Genomic DNA, 18,398 nt, shown 5'->3' on the forward strand with positions numbered 1-18,398 from the left:
CCATGGCCCTGCGCGCCATCCCCGTCCGCCGGGCAGGCAACCGGCACAACCTGTTCATGGGTGGAGACCGGGAACTCGTCATGTTTTCCGGCCTCCTGGCCTTCGCGCTCATTTTCAGCGCGCAGGAGCTGCGGGCATCGGTGGTGGGGCTGCTGCTGTGGACGGGCGCCCTCTTCGCCTGCCGGCTGATGGCGGCGCACGATCCGCGGCTACGCCAGGTGTACCTGCGCCACCGCCGCTACCGGCGCTACTATGCCGCGCGCAGCACTCCCTTCCGCGTCAATACGGGCAGCCAGGGGAGGCAGTACAAATGACCGAGACGATTTCCATCGCCATGGCGGCGTGCGGCTGCCTGATGCTGGCCATCCTGTACGCGCGCATCCGCGCGGCAGGCGCCGGCATGCGGCTGAAAAAGCACCGCTCGCGCGATGCAGGGCTGGCAGACCTGCTGAACTATGCCGCCATGGTCGACGATGGCATCATCGTCGGCAAGAACGGCGCCTTCATGGCGGCCTGGATCTACCGAGGCGGGGACAACGCCAGCAGCACGGAAGAACAGCGCGAACTGGTCTCCTTCCGCATCAACCAGGCCCTGTCTGGACTGGGCAACGGCTGGATGATCCACGTCGACGCGGTGCGGCGGCCCGCGCCCGGTTACGCGCCAGCGGGCCTGTCCCACTTCCCGGATCCGGTGTCCGCCGCCATTGACGAAGAGCGCCGCCGCCTGTTCGAAGGCATGGGCACCATGTATGAAGGCTACTTCGTGCTAAGCGCCACCTATCTGCCGCCGCTGCTGGCACAGAGCAGGTTCGTCGAGCTGATGTTCGACGATGAGGCGGCAGCGCCCGGCCACAGGGCGCGCACGCAGGGCCTGATCGATTTCTTCAGGCGCGAATGCGCCAGCATCGAGTCGCGCCTGTCGTCGGCCGTGGCGCTGGAGCGCCTGCACGGCACGCAGGTCACTGGCGAGGATGGCAGCAGCGCCACCCATGACGCGCTGCTGCGCTGGCTGCAGTTCTGCGTCACTGGCCTGAACCATCCGGTCATCCTGCCCCGCAATCCCATGTACCTGGATGCCATCATCGGTGGCCAGGAACTGTTCGGCGGCGTCGTTCCCAGGATCGGCCGCAAGTTCATCCAGGCCGTCGCCATCGAGGGCTTCCCGCTGGAGTCCACGCCCGGCATCCTCACTGCGCTGGGCGAACTGGCATGCGAGTACCGCTGGTCCTCGCGCTTCATCTTCATGGATGCCCACGAAGCGGTCAGGCACCTGGACAAGTTCCGCAAGAAGTGGCGGCAGAAGATACGCGGCTTCTTCGACCAGGTATTCAACACCAGCACCGGCCCCGTCGACCAGGATGCGCTGTCGATGGTGGCCGATGCGGAGGCGGCCATCGCCGAGGTCAACAGCGGCCTGGTGGCGCAGGGCTATTACACCAGCGTGGTAATCCTGATGGACGAGGATCGGGACAAGCTCGACGCGGCCGCGCGCCAGGTCGAGAAAGCCATCAACCGCACCGGCTTCGCGGCGCGGGTGGAATCAGTCAATACCATGGACGCCTACCTGGGCAGCCTGCCCGGGCACGGCGTGGAAAACGTGCGACGCCCGCTGATCAACACCATGAATCTGGCCGACCTGCTCCCCACGAGCACCATCTGGACAGGACTGGACAAGGCGCCCTGCCCCCTGTATCCGCCGCTGGCGCCTGCCCTGATGCACTGCGTGACACATGGCGACACGCCGTTCCGCCTGAACCTGCATGTGCGCGACCTGGGCCACGCATTGATGTTCGGCCCCACGCGCAGCGGAAAGTCGGCGCACCTCGGCCTGATCGCCACGCAGCTGCGACGCTACCAGGGCATGTCGGTGTATGTTTTCGACAAGGGCATGTCCATGTATCCGCTGGCCAAAGCCATGGGCGGAAGTCATTACACGGTGGCGGGCGACGGCGACCGCCTTGCCTTCTGTCCGCTGCAATTCCTCGCCACGCGCAGCGACCGCGCCTGGGCCATGGAGTGGATCGACACCATCCTGGCCCTGAACAATGTCGACACCACGCCCGCCCAGCGCAACGAAATCGGCAACGCCATCATGAGCATGCATGCCAGCGGCGCGAAGACCATGTCCGAGTTCGCGCTGACGATCCAGGATGAAGCCGTGCGCCAGGCCATACGCCCCTACACGGTCGACGGCAGCATGGGGCACCTGCTCGACGCCGAGGAGGATGGGTTGTCGCTATCCGACTTCACCGTGTTCGAAATCGAGGAACTGATGGGCATGGGTGAAAAATATGCGCTCCCCACCCTGCTGTACCTGTTCCGCCGCATCGAGCGCAGCCTGCAGGGCCAGCCCGCCGCCATCATCATCGACGAGGCATGGCTCGCGCTGGGCCACCCGGCCTTCCGCTCCCGCATCCGGGTCTGGCTGAAGGTGCTGGCCAAGGCCAACTGCCTGGTGCTGATGGCCACGCAAAGCCTGTCCGATGCAGCCAGCTCGGGTATCCTCGACGTCATGGTGGAATCGACGGCCACCAAGATCTTCCTGCCCAACGTGTATGCGCGCGACGAGGACACGGCGGTGCTGTACCGCCGCATGGGACTGAACGCGCGCCAGATCGAGATCCTCGCCACGGCCATCCCGAAGCGCCAGTACTACTATGTATCAGAGCATGGGCGGCGCCTGTACGACCTGGCGCTCGGGCCGCTGGCCATGGCCTTCGTCGGTGCCACGGACAAGGAGTCGGTGGCGGCTGTCAAGGCGCTGGAGGCCAGGCACGGCGCTGCGTGGACCGGCGCATGGCTGGCCAGCCGGGGACTGAACCTCAACGACTATGGAGGCGCAGCATGAACCTTGCCCGCATATTCAGATCGCTGCGCACGGCCGGAAGCCGCAAGGCGCCTGCACAGGACGGATTCCTTGACGGCGGGCGGCGCAGCGGCGAAAGCGACAATCCCTACCTTTCCGCGCGGCGCACCTGGAACGACCACGCAGCCCAGGCCGCGTCCTCGCGCCAGGCCTGGCAGCTGCTGGCCGTGCTGTCGCTGCTGGTCGCCCTCGCTGCCGTCGGCGGCATGGTCCATGTCGCCAGCCAGTCCCGCTTCGTGCCCTATGTGGTCGAGGTCGACAAGCTGGGTCAGCCGGTGGCGGTAGCACCGGCGCAGCAGGCAGCGGCAGCAGACCAGCGCGTGGTGCGCGCCGCCGTCGCGTCGTTCGTGGGCGACGCGCGCCTGGTCACGCCGGACATCGCGCTGCAGCGCAAGGCCGTCTACCGGCTGTATTCGATGCTGGCGGCCAATGACCCGGCGACGGCCAAGGCCAACGAATGGTTGAACGGCACCGATGAAAGCAGCCCGCTCAAGCGGGCCGCCAGGGAAACCGTCAGCACCGAGATCATTTCCGCCCTGCCGCAAACGGCCGATACCTGGCAGGTGGACTGGACGGAAACGGTGCGCGACCGCCAGGGCGTATTGAAGGCGCCGCCATTCCGCATGCGCGCGCTGCTCACCGTGTACACCGTGGCCGCCACGCCCCAGACCACGGAAGAACAGCTGCGCAACAACCCGCTGGGCATCTATGTCCGCGATTTTTCTTGGGCAAAACAGCTCTGAGGAGGCCAGCCATGCAACCCATCCCCTTTCTGCTGATGCTGGCACTCGCCGCCGTCCAGGCTGCGGCCCAGGCCGCGCCAGACAGCAAGAGCGTCGCCGACAGCTATTTCTCGGGCAAGGACCTGGTACTGACCAGGCAGGAAAAAGATGCGATCGCCATCGCGCAGCGCTGGCGCACCGGCAGCGGCACCGGCATGCAGCCCGTCCCGGGGGAAGACGGCGCAATCCGCTTCCTGTTTGGTGCGCAGCAGCCCGGCATCGTGTGCGCCGTGCTGCAGGTATGCGATATCGAGCTGCAGGCGGGTGAACAGGTCAATTCCATCCACCTCGGCGACACGGCGCGCTGGACTGTAGAACCGGCCATCACGGGCAGCGGCCCCGCAGAAGTCCAGCACCTCATCATCAAGCCTCTCGACGTGGGGCTGGAAACCTCGCTGATCGTCACCACCAGCAGGCGTACCTACCACTTCCGCCTGCGCTCGCACCGCAGCGAGTTCATGCCGCGCATCGCCTTCACCTATGCCGAAGACGCAGCCGCCAAGTGGGACGCCATCAAGACCCGCGATACCAGGGAAAAGCAGGAACGCACCATCGCGCAGACCGGCGAGTATCTGGGTGACCTCAGTTTCGCCTATGCCGTGACGGGGTCGGCCCCCTGGAAACCCGTGCGCGTGTACAACAACGGCAGCAAGACCATCATCCAGATGCCGCAGGCGATGGCGCAAACGGAAGCTCCCACCCTGCTGGTGGTGCGCAAGGACGGAGGCCTGTTCAGCGAAGATGAAACCGCCATGGTGAACTACCGGCTGCAGGGCGACCGCTACATCGTCGACACGGTGTTCGACAAGGCCATCCTGATAGCCGGTGCCGGCCGCACGCAGGACAAGATCACCATCACGCGGGAGAAATAGCATGCACGCCCTGATGCTTGGACGCCTGATTTTTACACACCTCCTGCTGGCCTGCCTTGCGGGCTGCGCCGCAAACCGCATGGCTGACGCGCCCGCCTACGGCAACCTGCTGGCCGCGCCGGTGCCAGCGCAGGAAAACGGCATCGCCGCCGACGCTGCCACGCGGCTCATCGCCAGTTATCCGCCTGCCCGCACGCGCTTTGCGCTGCAGCACGCGGCGCAGGACGGCTTCGGCAGGGAACTGCTGGAGCGGCTGCGGTCGCAGGGCTACGCCATCGGGGAGTTCAGCAACCAGCCGCCGGACGCCGCACCGCCGCTGCCATCGGCAGCCGGCGCCACCGCGCTGCGCTACGTGCTGGACATGGCTGCCGAGCCAGATCTAATTCGCCTGACCCTGTATGCGGGCGGCGAATCACTAACGCGCGCCTACCTGCTACAAGGCGGCGCGGCGCGGCCGGCCAGCGTGTGGATACGCAGAGAGGCTGCGCCATGAGCGGCGATGAAGACATGTCGCCGGATGCCTCGCCCGGCAGCGTCCGCAGGAAATCCGGCGTGCGCAGGGTCAACAACCTGCCCGTCTACCTGGTTGGCGGCGCCATGGGTATTTTCCTGCTGGTAATGGCCCTGGCAGCCTGGGACCGCTCGGCGCAGCAGAACCGCCCGGCTGACCAGCTGGAAGCCAAGGCAGGCAGCACCAGCATGTTCGCCAGCGAGATCGCGGGCAGCGAAAAGGACGGTTTCGTTGCGCCCGCCAAGTCCACGGCCCCGCCAATGCCAGAGATACCCCCGCCCGGCGCCATCATCGTGGCGCGCCCCGATGACCTCGAAGCACCACCGCGGCCGCCGGGCGGCGCGCTGCCGCTGGAAGAGCAGCGCGGCATGGAGGAACGCGAGCGCAGCCGCATGGACAAGCTGCGCCAGCTCGACGAAGCGGTCCGCTCGCGCACCACGGTGCAGGCCGCTGCCCCGCGCAGCGCGGGTTCAGCGCCTGGCGGCGTCCCGCTCAGCAGAGAGGAAGCCCTGACGCAAATGGCGGCGCTGCAGCAGCAGGCCGATGCGCAGGGCCGCGACAACCCTGCCGCAGCCTACCTGGCCCGGCTGCAGCAGCTGCAGGCGGCAAGCCTGGGCGACACCGCGACCAGGCCCGTGCCGCCAGCCGAACCGGCGGCGGGTGGCAAGGACTACCACCAGTTCGACGTACAGGGCCAGGGCGACCGCTGGCGTCTCGACTCCCGTGCAGAAGCGCCCCGCTCGCCATACGAGCTGCGCGCCGGCTTCATCGTCCCGGCCGTCCTCATTTCCGGCGTCAATTCCGACCTGCCGGGCCAGATCGTCGCCCAGGTTAGCCAGGACGTGTTCGACACCGCGACGGGCAAATGGCGGCTGATCCCGCAGGGTTCGCGCCTGGTGGGCCAGTACTCCAGCGACATCGCCTACGGCCAGTCGCGCGTGCTGGTCGCCTGGCAGCGCATCGTCTTCCCCGATGGCAAGGCCATGGACATCGGCAGCATGCCCGGCGCGGACAGCGCCGGCTATGCGGGCTTCCGCGACCAGGTCAACAACCATTACTTCCGCCTGTTTTCCTCGGCCTTCCTGATGTCGGGCATCACGGCGGGCATCGCCATGAGCCAGCCGCAAACGCTCAGCCTGGGCACGCGCCAGAGCGCCAGCAGCGCCATGAGCGAGGCGCTGGGGCAGCAGCTTGGACAGGTGACGGCACAGCTGATCGCCCGGAACATGAATATCGCGCCGACGCTGGAGATCCGGCCCGGCTACCGCTTCAACGTGATCGTCACCAAGGACCTGACCTTTTCCCGCCCCTACAAGGCATTCGACTACTGACGGCAAGGAGCAGCAATCATGGACAAATCTTTAGCGGCTAAAATCATGGCGGGCATGGTGCTCTGCATTCCCATTGCAATGCAGCCAGCACGTGCCGGACTGCCTGTCATTGATGCCAGCAACCTGTCGCAGAACAGCGTAAGCGCCCTGGAAAACGTGGCGCATACGCTCAAGCAGATCCAGCAGTACCGCACGCAGCTGCAGCAGTACCAGAACATGCTGCAAAATACCGCCGCGCCGCCCGCCTTCATCTGGGACCAGGCCAGCCAGACGATGAACCTGCTGCGGCGGGAAATCGATACCCTCGGCTACTACAAGAGTAGCCTGGGCAGCATTGACGCCTACCTGCGCAAGTACCGCAGCGCCAGCGACTACCGCGGTTCACCCTGCTTCTCGGTGCGCGGCTGCACGCAGGCCGAGTGGAATGCGATGAGCGACGCCCAGCGCCTGGGATCTGATGCGCAGAAGCGCTCGACCGACGCCCTCTTCCGGGGGCTCGACCGCCAGCAGGACGCCATGGAGGCCGACGCGCGCCAGCTGATGAAGCTGCAGGCGGCGGCGCAAGGCGCCAGCGGCCAGATGCAGGCCATCGGCTACGCCAACCAGCTGGCCAGCCAGCAAGCCACGCAGCTGCTGCAGATACGCGGCCTGCTGATTTCCCAGCAAAACGTCATCGCCACGCGCTACCAGAGCCTGGCCGACCGCGAGGCAATGCAGCGCGCCTCAGACGAGGTTGTGCTCAGCAACACCTATCGTCCCAGCCCCGCGCGCGGCTGGTAGGGAGACAGCCATGCGCCAGTCAATCATACTGTTCGCCGTGTTGGTCCAGCTGTTGGCCTGCACGCCTGGCGATCCTGCAGACGCCCTGCCGCCCGTGACGGCTGAGAACTGCGAACCGGAGGCCATCGCGAAGATCAAGGACCGGAAGGACCGCAACCAGTTCGAAGACCTATGCGTGCGGCGCTACAGCTTCCGCCCCAGTCCGCCACGTGGATGGTGAGGTGCATGATGAAAACTGCCGGCGCCACCAGAGCACCTGCAACCACGGCCTTATTACGGGGGCTTCTCATACTATGCCTGGTACTCGTTCCCCTCGCCGCACGGGCCGAAATCGACAGTACAGGGGTGCTGGATAACGTCCTGGCACGCTACTCCGCGATTGCCGCCACTTGGTCGGCGACAATCACGACCCACGCCACACGCCTGTTCTGGACCCTGGCCACCATCAGCATGGTGTGGACATTCGGCATGATGGCCCTGCGCAAGGCAGATATTGGCGAGTTCTTCGCCGAATTCGCCCGCTTCACTATTTTCACTGGCTTCTACTGGTGGCTGCTGCGCAATGGACCTGCCTTTGCAACCTCCATCATGGATTCAATGCGCGTGATCGCCGCAAACGCAAATGGTTCCAGCACCATCCTTTCTCCATCAGGAATCGTCGATATCGGCTTTGATATTTTTGCCATGGTACTTTCAAAGTCGACCGTCTGGTCGCCGTTCAGCAGCGCAGTTGGCGTGGCTATCAGCCTGATTACCCTGATTGTTCTGGCGCTAATCGGCGTGAACATGCTGCTGCTCCTGATCAGCGGATGGATACTGGCGTATGCAGGCATCTTCTTTCTCGGCTTTGGTGGTTCACGCTGGACCTCGGACATGGCGATTAACTATTACAAGACCGTGCTGAGTATTGGGGCCCAACTTTTCACCATGGTGCTACTCGTCGGGATAGGAAAGTCGTTCATGGATGAGTTCTACACCAACATCAGTGCCGCCTATAAGATGAAAGAACTTGCCGTTATCATGGTCGTGGCCATCATTCTGCTCGCCCTGGTCAACAAGGTTCCCTCGCTAATAGGCGGTCTGGCAATGGGCGGTGGCACCGGCGCGCTTGGCAGCGGCTTTGGCGCAGGAACGGCACTGGGTGCAGCCGCCATGGCCGCGACGGCCGCAGCAACCGCCGGTGCCGCGGCTGTCGCAGGTACGGCGAACATCGCCGGCGGAGTTCAGGCGTTGATGGCAGCCGTCTCCAAGGCAAATGCTGCAGAAAGCGCAGGAAGCGGTACCCGCGACTTCATGGCCTCGGGCAGAGGCGGCGGCAGCGGAACAGGAGCCGATCCAGGCACCGGCAGCGGTGCGCTCGCCGCAGCCATGGGCGACACCGCGCAGGCGGCAAGCAGCAATGCGGAGGCTGGAAGTGGCAGCGCAGAAACACAACCAATAGGCAGCGGGTCACAGCAAGCGCAGCCTCCCGCCTCGCCGTCCACTCAGCAAAGCGCGAACGGACCTGCCAACGCGGGCAGCGAGAGCAAAACAGGCCAACGTGCAACAAAAACAGCGCCCGGCATGGGCAGCCCGGCCGCCGCAGCAGCGCTGGCGGCGAAAACGGGCAGGATTGCGGCAGGCGCGGCGGGCAATCTGGCGCAGGGAAGCTGGGATGTCGGCAAGGCAAAGGTCAAACAAGGTCTTGCGGCGGCCGGTGAGCGCGTAGGCAAAACCATCGGCGGCCAGATTGCTGCCGCCATCAGGTCCCGAGATCAAATTGGAGCTCTGGATGCCGGGGCATCAGCAATGGAAGACGGCAGTCTCTCCGCAGCAGACAGCACTTCCGCAGATCCAGCTGCGGAGGTGGCGGCATTCCGCGACCGCAAGCCCGAATAGCTCCCTACGCGCATTCTGAACAAAGGAGAAACAGCATGCTCGACCTCCCTCCCCTGCAGCAGGAGCGCATCGTGTGCTCGATCACGGCCGCTATCAAATACCAGGTGCCCGCCAATATTCTGCTAGCTATCGCCGAGAAGGAAGGTGGAAAGCCTTGGATGATCAATGTCAATAAAAATGGCTCCTACGACATCGGTCCGATGCAGTTCAACTCCGTCTACCTCCGTGACTTAAGGAAGCATGGAATTTCTCCAGTTCATGTCGCAGCCAAAGGGTGTTATCCATATGATCTTGCCGCTTGGCGGTTGAGGCGGCACTTGCTGTACGACACTGGAGATTTGTGGGCCAGAGCGGCCAACTACCATTCGCAAACAGTCCAATACAATTTAATCTATCAGACTGATCTGATCAAAAAAGGAGAAAAATGGGCACATTGGTTAGAATGCAATCTCCCTTTCGTAGCACTTGCCGTTTCCAAGTAAATCGCCAGGACTTCCAACGGATCATGACCGAACGAATTCTCGGCCCGAAGGGGGGCGATGAAATCCAATCGGATCAACGAAAGTATTTTAAACAGCTCGCGGGTATCCAGCAAACTCGGGGCGATTTAATCGAGCTTCTCGATGCTGGCGCGCAGCATGCCAAGCTCGAGAGTGATCTGGCGCGTACCAACCATGCGCGCTGGATTGGGGAAGCACTTTGCGATTGGTGTGTGGCTTGCGACGCGGTAGACACGCCATAATTCGTAGTGATCACGCTCCCGTAATGCCTTCTCAAACTCCTTTCTCGGCCAGTCAAACCGTCCCTCGACGCCCGTAGTCGACTTTACTTCGATCCAACGCGGTCGCCCGTTGGTGTCGATCGAGCGAATGTCGTAGTCTGCACCCGGTTCATCACGGGATGTCCAAATGACGTAGCGTTCTGGCTCGGCATAGCCCATATCGCGCACTCTCTGTAGCTCCATACGATAGACGAGCTCTTCTCCGCGCCGACCCAGGAGACTAGCGCGCTCCATTTCGGCAGGCGTCGGTGGAAGCCAGGTACCAGACGATCCGCCCCCGCCGCCTCCCGACCGGCCGCGCGGCTCGATCTCCGTGCCCTTGTTCAATGCGACGGTCAGCGAAACGTCATCAAGATTCGGCAATTCGAAAGGTGGAGTTAATGGCGGTGGCTGCGGAGGAGGGGGATGGGGTGGAAGCTGCGGCGCCGGATCTACCGGGCCGACCGCCTCCGGTTTCGACGAGCCGCCCGTATTCAGATTGTCGAAGACCTGGCGTAATGCAAGTTCCTCAGCATCGTCATCACTATCATCATCGTCATCGTCATTGATTTCGGTGCCATCGTTTTCGCCAGTCGCCATGTGATGGCCCTGATGAATGCCTATCCGATCGAGATATTCCGTGAGTTCTTCGTAGGTTCCGCAGAGTAAAAGTGGTAGGAAGGCGTTAGCGATGCTACGCATCGTCGCCACGCTTGTCGCTCCCGCGATTTCAGCAAGCGCTTCAGCGAGCAGCAGTTGGAATCCATTCTTAGTCTTCGGCGGAATTACGTTGATCCGTTCTCCGCTGACGGCGACCTCTGCGGGGACGAGAACGCTCGCGCAACCCACGCTGTATCGCCGCTCCATACTTTGGTAGAAGACAATTTCGCGGACAGCGGCAAGGCGTGTTTTGATTGTTGCCAGGCTCGAAGGCTCGAAGCCCGAATGGCCATGCCGGTTTCGGTAGGAAACCTCATACAGCGCACTGGCAAAAAGTGACCTCCGCAGCATGGCGAGGACGCGTTCGCTGTGCTTGGCCTTGTACCAGAACGGCGGTCGTCCCAAAGGACCGAGCACCGGCGCACTGCTGCCCACGATCGAAGACAGTGGGAGGATACCGAGACGCACGAAAAATGCACGAGCACAGAATCGTTCAACAACTCCGATCTCGCTATTGACGTTGCGAAGCGCCGTTGCTAGCGCATGAAAGTCCGATTCTACGAGTTTCCCAGCACGCAGTTCGCTAAGCGTGAAGAGCCGCGATTGATCGTCCAGCAAGCAACGAACATCCTCCACCCCCTGTGGCAAGCCGAAACTTCCGCGGGCGCTATAAGCATTAATTAGGATGTGTCGGCGTCGGTTGTCGAGTGGAACTCCCTTGGCCCAATTGGCCCCCACATGTTGGAAAAAACGGATCCAATGGACGTCTGTCGATTGAGTTGGCGCGCCAAGCTCCTGATACGCGCGACCGACTTCATCGGAAAAGGAGTAGACCGGGATTGCCTCGGCCAACGCTGACGCTGTCCGAGGCCCCACAAGGATATCCGAGGGCGCATAGTAGCCATCCTTCACCCAGCAGATCGGCATCTTGGCGATCTCAGACTTCGCACGACGCTCGCGCCGGATTGCATCCACTAGGGCCGGATATAGCAGCTCTGGTCGAGTAGGCGCACTGGATTCTGCCTGACGAAGTTTGATTATATCGAGAAGGGTCTCGGAATCTGGAGCGGCTTTGAGTTTCAACTTACGGTAGAGAAGATCGTTATTCCCGCCGACAATCTGGCTACTATTACCTATGCACAATCGATTAGTTACTGTATCCAGGTGTAGTCTGGCCGGGGCAGCGAGCTGGCCCGAGCGGGCCTTCAGACAGCGGATGCCCCTTAATTCCTCCGTAATCGCCGGAAGCAACAGCTTGAGATTGTCGATGAGCAGTTTTTCAAACCGCTCCGCCGTCTCTGGTAGCGCCTCCAACGTATGGGCGTAGCGGACGAGATCCGAGCCATTTAGCGAATCTCGGATCCGCAAGCGGGCCACCAAAACGGAAGCGTTAAGCATTTCATTCGACGGAGCGTCGATCGCCGGATCGAGCAGGCGCGCAAGGGGTTTCTTAAGGTGAACCATGGCGGCCGGAGCGATCCACTGCCCACGCTGGTTCTTAACGACCGGATTGTTGCGCAACACTGATAAAGCGCGCCGGCTAATCGGCGCCTCGCGCGTGAGGAGTTTTCGGTAAAGGGTTTCGCGTTCCCGATCATCCGGAGCGGCCGTGGCGGCGCGCTGAGCAGCATCGATCAGCCACTGCTCCTCGTTAAATGTCCGGCAATGACTTGAAATTGCGCGGTAGGGAACGAGTTCAGGATGGAGCCTGTTAGCCTCCGGCTCGGGACAGTCAACCCATAAATCGGGGCTCACAATCATAAGCTGGACCGCAGGCATGAGCTCGCCGGATGCGCTCAGTGTTGACGGGGTGTTTGCAAGATCCGCTTTATGCTGATTGGTCAATTGCCGTGGATTGGCCGACAACGCAGCGGCTTGACGCTTCTGCATGTCTATCGCGGCAATTGCATCTCTGTAATTCGTGAAACAGAAATTGGCGTCATCACCGAGCTTGGTCTTTAGAGCATCCGCTGTATTGTCCGCGCATCGCAGCCGAACCAACGACGAGATAGTGAAACGCTTAGCGCCGTAGGCTGTGACTAGATCACAGGTTGCTTTGTCGCTGGCAAGCAATGGATCCAGATAACGCGCAGCACCGAGAAATTCCGAATACTCCACTGCTGCGGGAAGCACGATCTCGTTCGCACGGGCGAACTGGACCTTACTTCGTGCTCCCGTGGGCCAGCAAGCGTCATTCGCAAGCCGTTCGGCGATTTTGCTGAAGAACCGATCCGGACTAGCAACACCGTTTCTAACCAGAGCCTTGAAAGCATCTGCACCATACCGACTAAACCATTCTACCTTGAGCAGATCGATCGTAAGCTCGACGGCCTGATCAATGAGCCAGTCGTTCCAAACGAGGTCATTGAGTCCGCTGCGATCGGTATTAAGTTCGAATGGTGCACTGATGCTAACGACGCAGCCGGTGAGCGAGGACGGCGCCTTCAATGGGTAGTAGAAGTGACCCTGTTTACCTAGATCGATCCGCTTGCGCGCAATCGGGATGGAGACAGCTATCTTCAATCTTCCGCCTGGCAGTTTGTAATACGCTGGGAAACGACGACCTGCATGTTCAGCCGGGATCTCGAGCGAACGCGAGAATTCCTCCTCTTGGAACGCCGGCCCCTTGCCCTTATCGTCGATAAGTCTTCCGCTCCGCACTACCATAGTCACGCCCGTGGCACGACAGCGTTCGGACTTCGCTTCCTGCCTCCAGCGCAGCATCCTTCCGGTACGGACTGAGCGAATATTGACCTCGCGCAGGCCTCGTCTCTTACCACTAAGTGCGAGCTTAACCAGTGTGTCCGGCATTCTCGCTGCCATTAAATCGAAGGCATGTTCCTCGCGCTCGACAGAAAAGGCCTCAAGCCTCTCGGTCGATTCTTGCCGATAAGGCACGTTAATGCGAACTCCGTTTTCACCCATCCAGGCCTGGTCTCGTTCACGTCCGGTTTCTTGAGTCTGAAGATCAAGCAACGCGACCTGCCCACCAGAACGCACATGGATTTCATCACCAAAGCGAAAGAGTGAACGAAGGCCGAAGTTCTTCGAACCAATTCCGTTTTCTTTCGGCGTCACCACCTCTGTTTGCTGGCTGCCCATTACATTACCGGTACCTACGATCACCGAAAGCCGTTCCCATCCGTTGCGGTCAATGTTTCGACCTTTGCCAGCTATCTCAAGCGAGCGGCTTCCGAAAGTGAGCGTCAACGTCTCACCGCCACCATCATATTCGTTCTGGACGAGCTCCCTCAGTACGTCACTCGCATCGTGTCCCGCGACGAACTGCTCAATGAAACTGGACCCGATCCTGGTTCGCCGACTGCCAGTGAAGTCGGGCGGCACATAGTAGGGCTCTTTGATTGAAGAGGGCAGGATACGGACCTTTTCACGAATTCCTATGGACCGGCTTGGCGGTGGGGTCTTAGTCGTTCCTGCTGGCCTTTCTAATTCCTCAGTTTCCAATTTCTTGTCCAAAATCTGCACCGTATCCATAGAATAATTACAGCATCGTAACGCGTAAGCTGCACTCCCGCAATGACGCCGCAGGGGCGTTGCCGACGCCATTCTGAGGCAGCGGTGGGAGGTCTACGCACAAGCGCGGGAGCGCCATCCGTTGCGCTGGAAACGGCCACCATGCGCGTGATAGGTGGCCGATGAGGTTTGGGCTCAAGCCGCCGTCCAAACTTGACCAGCGCCGCGCCGTATGACCTGCTGAGGAAAGGACAAAATCGACGCATTCTAAGATAGATCTATGCGACAACTCTCTTGACGCGTACCGACCGTGCCAATCAACAATTAAATCGATAGCGTCGTCGCAGCAGCGACAGCCAAAGTTTAATCATATAGGTTGCTCCCGCTATTTGAATCGGCAACGCATATTAATATTATTCAGAGTCAAATATTTGTAGAATATGCAAAAATCTGGCTGTACGCAAAGCGTGGCTTCAGTCATCAGAAAAGTACCTTTAGAAGTCATTAACTCATATAAGCCTACAATTTCCCAGAGAAGGCATTTATCAACGCAGCGCTATCTAACGACGGCACTCCCTGGGTGTCAACAACATCAAAAAATGCGCCACCCTCCGCACAAAATAGGCGCACGGCCCTTCCCCTCCATCAAAAACAGCAAGAAGAAACCAGGCTTGGTCACCATCCGGCCTGCATGGCTGCCATGCAGACAATGCCCCAGCAAGATCTCCGGCCAAGAACCTCCGGTAACCATCCACAGCCCGGGCATCATCCTCCATCCACACCCGCATCACCTCCAGACGATGCGCTCGCAGCCAGTTGTCCCATGACTCCTGATCGCCGTCGTCGAACAGCGGCAGCTCAGGATGGCTGCGCGCTCCGCCTGCATGCAGAACCAGCGGCGCGGCCTTGATCGGCAAGGCATGCATTTTCGGACCTCCTTTCCATCGTTTCCTGTTTGCTACTACCCTCGGCGCGGGCCGCCACGCCGCATGCAGTCACTGCGATCCCGACCTGGCCAGCCGGCGCTGCAGCGGTTCGCGCGCGAGCGACAATGTATCCCGGTTGGCATTGGCCTGCCTGCTTTCAATTTCAGACTGCACGGCCGGACGCACCTGCCGGTCCAGGCCTTCCATGCCCAGCCGGCTCTTGCTGGTCAAGTCATTGAAGTCGGTGTACCCCTTCGGATCGGCCGCCTGCTCGCCCGGGGCAAAAATGGGCAGCAGCACGCGGCCGCCAGTCAGGCGGGCCGCTTCCTGCGCCTTGGCCTTGCCGGGATTGATGCCCTGCGTAGCTTCCAGGTGCTGGTCGTTGTCCCCGGCGATGATCACCGGCTTGCCCGGGAAACGGCCGTGCAGCGCCTTCGCTACCACCGGCAGGTTGCCGGAATCAAAAGCGGCTACCGTGGCGAAGCCAACCGACTTTGACAGGCTTGCGGCGGTCGCATAGCCTTCCGCGATGACCAGCGCAGGCGCCCGGGCCAGCGCCTCCAGGCCGCCGACAGCGTGGAAGCAGCCCGTCTTGCGGCTGTCGCGCGCGAAGCGCTTGCTGCCATCCTCGCCGATGTACTGCATGCTCCACTGCTTGCCGTCGGCGTCGGTGGCGGGAATGTAGCTGGTCTTGCCTGCCTTGTCGGTGAATATGCCCGGGGTGGGCTGCAGCCCTTTCGACACCAGGTACGGCGTCGCTTCCGCCATCGGCAGCAGGCTGGCCATCTGCCGCACGACGCGGCTCGCCGCTGCCTCCTGCAGCTGCGCCTGGGCGGCCTGGCGTTCCTGCAGCCTGGTGGCCGCTTCGGCCTGCAGCCGGGCTTTCTGTGCCGGGTCCAGCGCGTAGCCCTTGTATTTCCAGTCCATCGCCTCGCCCGTCTTGTTGTTCTTGATATGGCCTGCCGGAAGGCCATCGAGGTGGGCGACATAAAAGCCGGAGCCGGAATGCTCGCTGTGCTTTTCCCCTTCCACGGTGATCCGGTGCTTCTGTCCATCCATCACGGGGTGCTCGCCGCTCACCACGCAGCGCAGGCTGCGCAGCGCATCGGCAAACTCTTCCTGCACCGTCATGGCGGGCCCCTGCTGGAGTCCTGCCTTGCCGGGCATCCAGCGCGCCAGCCGCGCCATGTTCGCCTTCGATCCCGCATACCAGGACTTCCCCACCTTGTCCCAGGCCGCGCCGGCCGCCTTGGCCAGCTTGCGTTCGCCGTAAGGCACGGCCAGGTACTGGCGTGGCTGGCGCGGTGCGGCTGGCGCGCCGTCACGCGGCTCCTGTCCGCCAGCACCCTCCGCTGCAGTTTTCCGGTGCCACTTTCCGAACACGGCGGGATCGCCACCGGGCGGCACCATCCACGATTGCGCCGCCCTGTCCCACCGCGCGCCCAGGGCCTTGGCTTCGTCCTTTTCCCTGAACGGCACGGCAAGCAGTATGCCGGTGCCCGGTGCGGCCTGGCCGCTGCCCTGTTCAAGCTGCGCCACCCGGCGCAGCAGGTCCGCGCTGCCGGTGACGGCGGCCAGTTCCGCGCTCTTGCGCGCTTCGCGGGCCGCAACCAGGTCTTCCGCAGCGCTGGCGGGGTCGCGCCGTACCCGCTCTTCATGCAGGCGGGCCAGTTTCACGGCCTTCTCGCGTTCGTCCGTTTCGGAGTGCGCGTCGATCAGCGCCAGCCTGCCCGCCAACTGCGCTGCTTCGCGTTGGGTGCCGCAGTCGGCCAGCCACTGGTGGCGGCCGTCGCGCTGCTGCGCATAGACGCTCCAGAATTCCGGCCTGAGACCAAGCTGCTCGGCCGATGCTTCCTGCTGCTCCCCATCCACCTCGCCAGTGGCCATGCCCTGCACCATCACGCGGCCGTTCCAGTCGTGCGGCAAGGTAAAGCCCAAATGCCGCATCGCGGCTGCGTCCAGAATGGCGCCGGCCTCGCTGCCGCCACCGCGCACTACCTGCAGCCGCGCCAGGGCCACCTCGCTGTCGCCCGCATTGTCCATTTCAGCCTTCACGATAGCCTCCCCTTCCTCCTGTTCCGCGCGCTTCTCCACCTTGGCGGCGTCGAACCCCTGCCAGTGCTGTTCCTGGGCCGCTGCCACGGCCTGCTCCACTTCCGGCGATGCAAAGCGCTCGCATGCGAAATCGCCGTCCGGCCCCCACACGACGCCAGCGAGCTCCCGCCCGTCCGCCGCCTCCATGCTGCGGTTAGCGGCCTGCGACTTCCCCACGTAGCAGCGTGCCGCTTTGTCCAGCGTGCCGAAGGACTGCGAAAACAGGTCCTTGCCGCCCACCCGTTCCCGGACTATGAACGGCGCAGCATCCGCTGCAACAGGCGCCCGCTGCGGCGACGCAGCCTGCCCCAGCGTCTGCACCTGTTCCAGCCCCAGCACGTAGGCCTGGATCTTCTCGGCACCGGACGCGGCGCGGAAAATCTCCAGCGGATCGGACTGCAGCGCGCGTATCCATGATCCTACATAGGCCGCGTGCTGGCCGGGATCGTGGCCGATGCCCAGCTCGTCGCCCAGCAGCATGCTGGCGATTTCCGCACGCAGCTCTTCCCGCGCATATTCCTCGCTGCCGAAGGGATGGCCAAGGTCGCGGCCCAGCCGGCTGGCATGCCCGGTCCAGTGCCCGAGTTCATGCAGCGCCGTCGCATAGTAATTGTCCGCCGTGGGGAACTGCTCCTTGCCCGGCAGGTGGATGGTATCGGTCGACGGCCGGTAGAAGGCGCTGTCGCGGCCCTCGGGCCCGCCATGCTCGATGGTGGCGCCCGATGCCTGCAGTATCCTCTCCGCCCGCTCGGCCGGCGCCCAGGCAGCAGGAGGCCTTGGCGCCAGCGGCGCCAGGCCGTCGATCTGCGACGCGTTGAACACCGTAGAAAAAAACATCTGCGGCCGCTCCAGGGGGACGGACTGCCGCGCCTGGCGGCCGTCGCTGCCCAGCACCGGCTTGCCGTCGGCATCCGTCTGGCCCTGCTCCTCGCTAAATTTCCAGTACTGGATGGGCGTGCCCTTCTCGCCCTGGCGCACCTGCGCACCGGCGGAAGCAGCCTGCTTGTAGGTCATCCAGCGCTGGTCCGCATGGCCTTCGCTCATCAGGTGCAAGGCATTGATGCCCTTGTAGCGCTTGCCCGTGGTGGGATTGAATGGCAGGAATGCTCCCGGCTCATCCGGCTGCCACGGCTTCTGCCAGGGCGCCGTGCCTTCCCTGAGCTGCGCCACCAGCTTCTCGGCGATCGTTTCAATCAGTGACTTGGGCAGGTCGTTCATGGTTCGTGCTCCCTGTCAGGGGCAGCGGCGCGCTGGCATCGGCCAGGTCAATGACGCCTGCCGCCGCATCGTGTTCATCCACGGCATCCTCGGCAAAGGAGCCGGCCTGTTCGGCTTCATCCGGCGCGAACTCGGCCCGGCTGCCAGGTATGGCGGCGTCGCCCAGCTTCTCGCGCAGGACGGCTGCCATGGCCTGTTCATCGGCCATCGCGCCACCGGTCTGCCTGTCTCGTGCATTCTTCATCG

General features: G+C 62.7%; 14 protein-coding genes. 10 read left to right on the forward strand and 4 right to left on the reverse strand.

Translation table 11 applies throughout. The annotated features are described in order from the left end of the window. Positions 1 to 2 precede the first annotated feature (2 nt). From BM193_RS20425 to BM193_RS20470, 10 genes are all read left to right on the forward strand, one after another. Positions 3 to 314, forward strand: coding sequence for a conjugal transfer protein TrbD (locus tag BM193_RS20425; RefSeq protein ID WP_092800431.1), 312 nt, complete (start codon positions 3 to 5; stop codon positions 312 to 314). Continuing rightward, complete coding sequence (locus tag BM193_RS20430) at positions 311 to 2,848, forward strand: VirB4 family type IV secretion/conjugal transfer ATPase (protein ID WP_092800428.1); 2,538 nt, start codon at positions 311 to 313, stop codon at positions 2,846 to 2,848. Before BM193_RS20425 ends, BM193_RS20430 begins: the two co-directional genes overlap by 4 nt. Further along, entirely contained in the window at positions 2,845 to 3,609 is a 765-nt protein-coding gene (locus BM193_RS20435; RefSeq protein ID WP_092800425.1) for a VirB8/TrbF family protein, read from the forward strand. Before BM193_RS20430 ends, BM193_RS20435 begins: the two co-directional genes overlap by 4 nt. A 35-nt stretch (positions 3,610 to 3,644) precedes the next feature. After that, positions 3,645 to 4,520 (forward strand): P-type conjugative transfer protein TrbG, encoded by an 876-nt coding sequence (gene trbG, locus BM193_RS20440; RefSeq protein ID WP_092800555.1) that lies wholly within the window; start codon positions 3,645 to 3,647, stop codon positions 4,518 to 4,520. A 79-nt stretch (positions 4,521 to 4,599) separates the two neighbouring features. Next, positions 4,600 to 5,013, forward strand: a complete 414-nt coding sequence (locus BM193_RS20445; protein WP_175533367.1) for a conjugal transfer protein TrbH — start codon at positions 4,600 to 4,602, stop codon at positions 5,011 to 5,013. Then, positions 5,010 to 6,362: a TrbI/VirB10 family protein gene (locus BM193_RS20450; RefSeq protein ID WP_092800419.1), complete on the forward strand. Its 1,353-nt coding sequence runs from the start codon at positions 5,010 to 5,012 to the stop codon at positions 6,360 to 6,362. The genes BM193_RS20445 and BM193_RS20450 overlap by 4 nt, the downstream gene beginning before the upstream one ends. A gap of 18 nt (positions 6,363 to 6,380) precedes the next feature. Beyond that, the gene (gene trbJ, locus BM193_RS20455) at positions 6,381 to 7,142 is read left to right on the forward strand and encodes a P-type conjugative transfer protein TrbJ (RefSeq protein ID WP_092800417.1); all 762 of its coding nucleotides are present in this window, start codon (positions 6,381 to 6,383) and stop codon (positions 7,140 to 7,142) included. Between the two features lie 10 nt (positions 7,143 to 7,152). Then, positions 7,153 to 7,362, forward strand: coding sequence for an entry exclusion lipoprotein TrbK (gene trbK, locus BM193_RS20460; RefSeq protein WP_092800414.1), 210 nt, complete (start codon positions 7,153 to 7,155; stop codon positions 7,360 to 7,362). Between the two features lie 5 nt (positions 7,363 to 7,367). Further along, the gene (gene trbL, locus BM193_RS20465) at positions 7,368 to 9,020 is read left to right on the forward strand and encodes a P-type conjugative transfer protein TrbL (RefSeq protein ID WP_254786338.1); all 1,653 of its coding nucleotides are present in this window, start codon (positions 7,368 to 7,370) and stop codon (positions 9,018 to 9,020) included. A 35-nt stretch (positions 9,021 to 9,055) separates the two neighbouring features. Continuing rightward, complete coding sequence (locus tag BM193_RS20470; RefSeq protein ID WP_092800411.1) at positions 9,056 to 9,502, forward strand: lysozyme family protein; 447 nt, start codon at positions 9,056 to 9,058, stop codon at positions 9,500 to 9,502. A 125-nt stretch (positions 9,503 to 9,627) separates the two neighbouring features. On the opposite strand, the gene BM193_RS20475 is transcribed toward BM193_RS20470, so the two are convergent. From BM193_RS20475 to BM193_RS20495, 4 genes are all read right to left on the reverse strand, one after another. After that, positions 9,628 to 13,935 (reverse strand): protein NO VEIN domain-containing protein, encoded by a 4,308-nt coding sequence (locus tag BM193_RS20475; RefSeq protein WP_139176266.1) that lies wholly within the window; start codon positions 13,933 to 13,935, stop codon positions 9,628 to 9,630. 539 nt (positions 13,936 to 14,474) lie between these two features. Further along, positions 14,475 to 14,840, reverse strand: a complete 366-nt coding sequence (locus BM193_RS20480; protein WP_092800405.1) for a hypothetical protein — start codon at positions 14,838 to 14,840, stop codon at positions 14,475 to 14,477. Between the two features lie 69 nt (positions 14,841 to 14,909). Continuing rightward, positions 14,910 to 18,152, reverse strand: coding sequence for a zincin-like metallopeptidase domain-containing protein (locus tag BM193_RS20485; RefSeq protein WP_254786339.1), 3,243 nt, complete (start codon positions 18,150 to 18,152; stop codon positions 14,910 to 14,912). After that, a complete protein-coding gene (locus BM193_RS20495) occupies positions 18,124 to 18,396 on the reverse strand; it encodes a hypothetical protein (protein ID WP_092800401.1) in 273 nt (90 codons plus the stop codon). The genes BM193_RS20485 and BM193_RS20495 overlap by 29 nt, the downstream gene beginning before the upstream one ends. Between the last annotated feature and the right edge of the window lie 2 nt (positions 18,397 to 18,398).

The organism is Janthinobacterium sp. 344 (assembly GCF_900112025.1).
Classification (GTDB): Bacteria; Pseudomonadota; Gammaproteobacteria; order Burkholderiales; family Burkholderiaceae_D; genus Janthinobacterium.

Coding starts and splice junctions, on each gene's coding strand:
- BM193_RS20425 (WP_092800431.1), top strand. CDS start 3: ATGGCCCTGCGCGCCATCCCCGTCCGCCGGGCAGGCAACCGGCACAAC.
- BM193_RS20430 (WP_092800428.1), top strand. CDS start 311: ATGACCGAGACGATTTCCATCGCCATGGCGGCGTGCGGCTGCCTGATG.
- BM193_RS20435 (WP_092800425.1), top strand. CDS start 2,845: ATGAACCTTGCCCGCATATTCAGATCGCTGCGCACGGCCGGAAGCCGC.
- trbG (WP_092800555.1), top strand. CDS start 3,645: ATGCTGGCACTCGCCGCCGTCCAGGCTGCGGCCCAGGCCGCGCCAGAC.
- BM193_RS20445 (WP_175533367.1), top strand. CDS start 4,600: ATGGCTGACGCGCCCGCCTACGGCAACCTGCTGGCCGCGCCGGTGCCA.
- BM193_RS20450 (WP_092800419.1), top strand. CDS start 5,010: ATGAGCGGCGATGAAGACATGTCGCCGGATGCCTCGCCCGGCAGCGTC.
- trbJ (WP_092800417.1), top strand. CDS start 6,381: ATGGACAAATCTTTAGCGGCTAAAATCATGGCGGGCATGGTGCTCTGC.
- trbK (WP_092800414.1), top strand. CDS start 7,153: ATGCGCCAGTCAATCATACTGTTCGCCGTGTTGGTCCAGCTGTTGGCC.
- trbL (WP_254786338.1), top strand. CDS start 7,368: ATGATGAAAACTGCCGGCGCCACCAGAGCACCTGCAACCACGGCCTTA.
- BM193_RS20470 (WP_092800411.1), top strand. CDS start 9,056: ATGCTCGACCTCCCTCCCCTGCAGCAGGAGCGCATCGTGTGCTCGATC.
- BM193_RS20475 (WP_139176266.1), bottom strand. CDS start 13,935: ATGGATACGGTGCAGATTTTGGACAAGAAATTGGAAACTGAGGAATTA.
- BM193_RS20480 (WP_092800405.1), bottom strand. CDS start 14,840: ATGCATGCCTTGCCGATCAAGGCCGCGCCGCTGGTTCTGCATGCAGGC.
- BM193_RS20485 (WP_254786339.1), bottom strand. CDS start 18,152: ATGAACGACCTGCCCAAGTCACTGATTGAAACGATCGCCGAGAAGCTG.
- BM193_RS20495 (WP_092800401.1), bottom strand. CDS start 18,396: ATGAAGAATGCACGAGACAGGCAGACCGGTGGCGCGATGGCCGATGAA.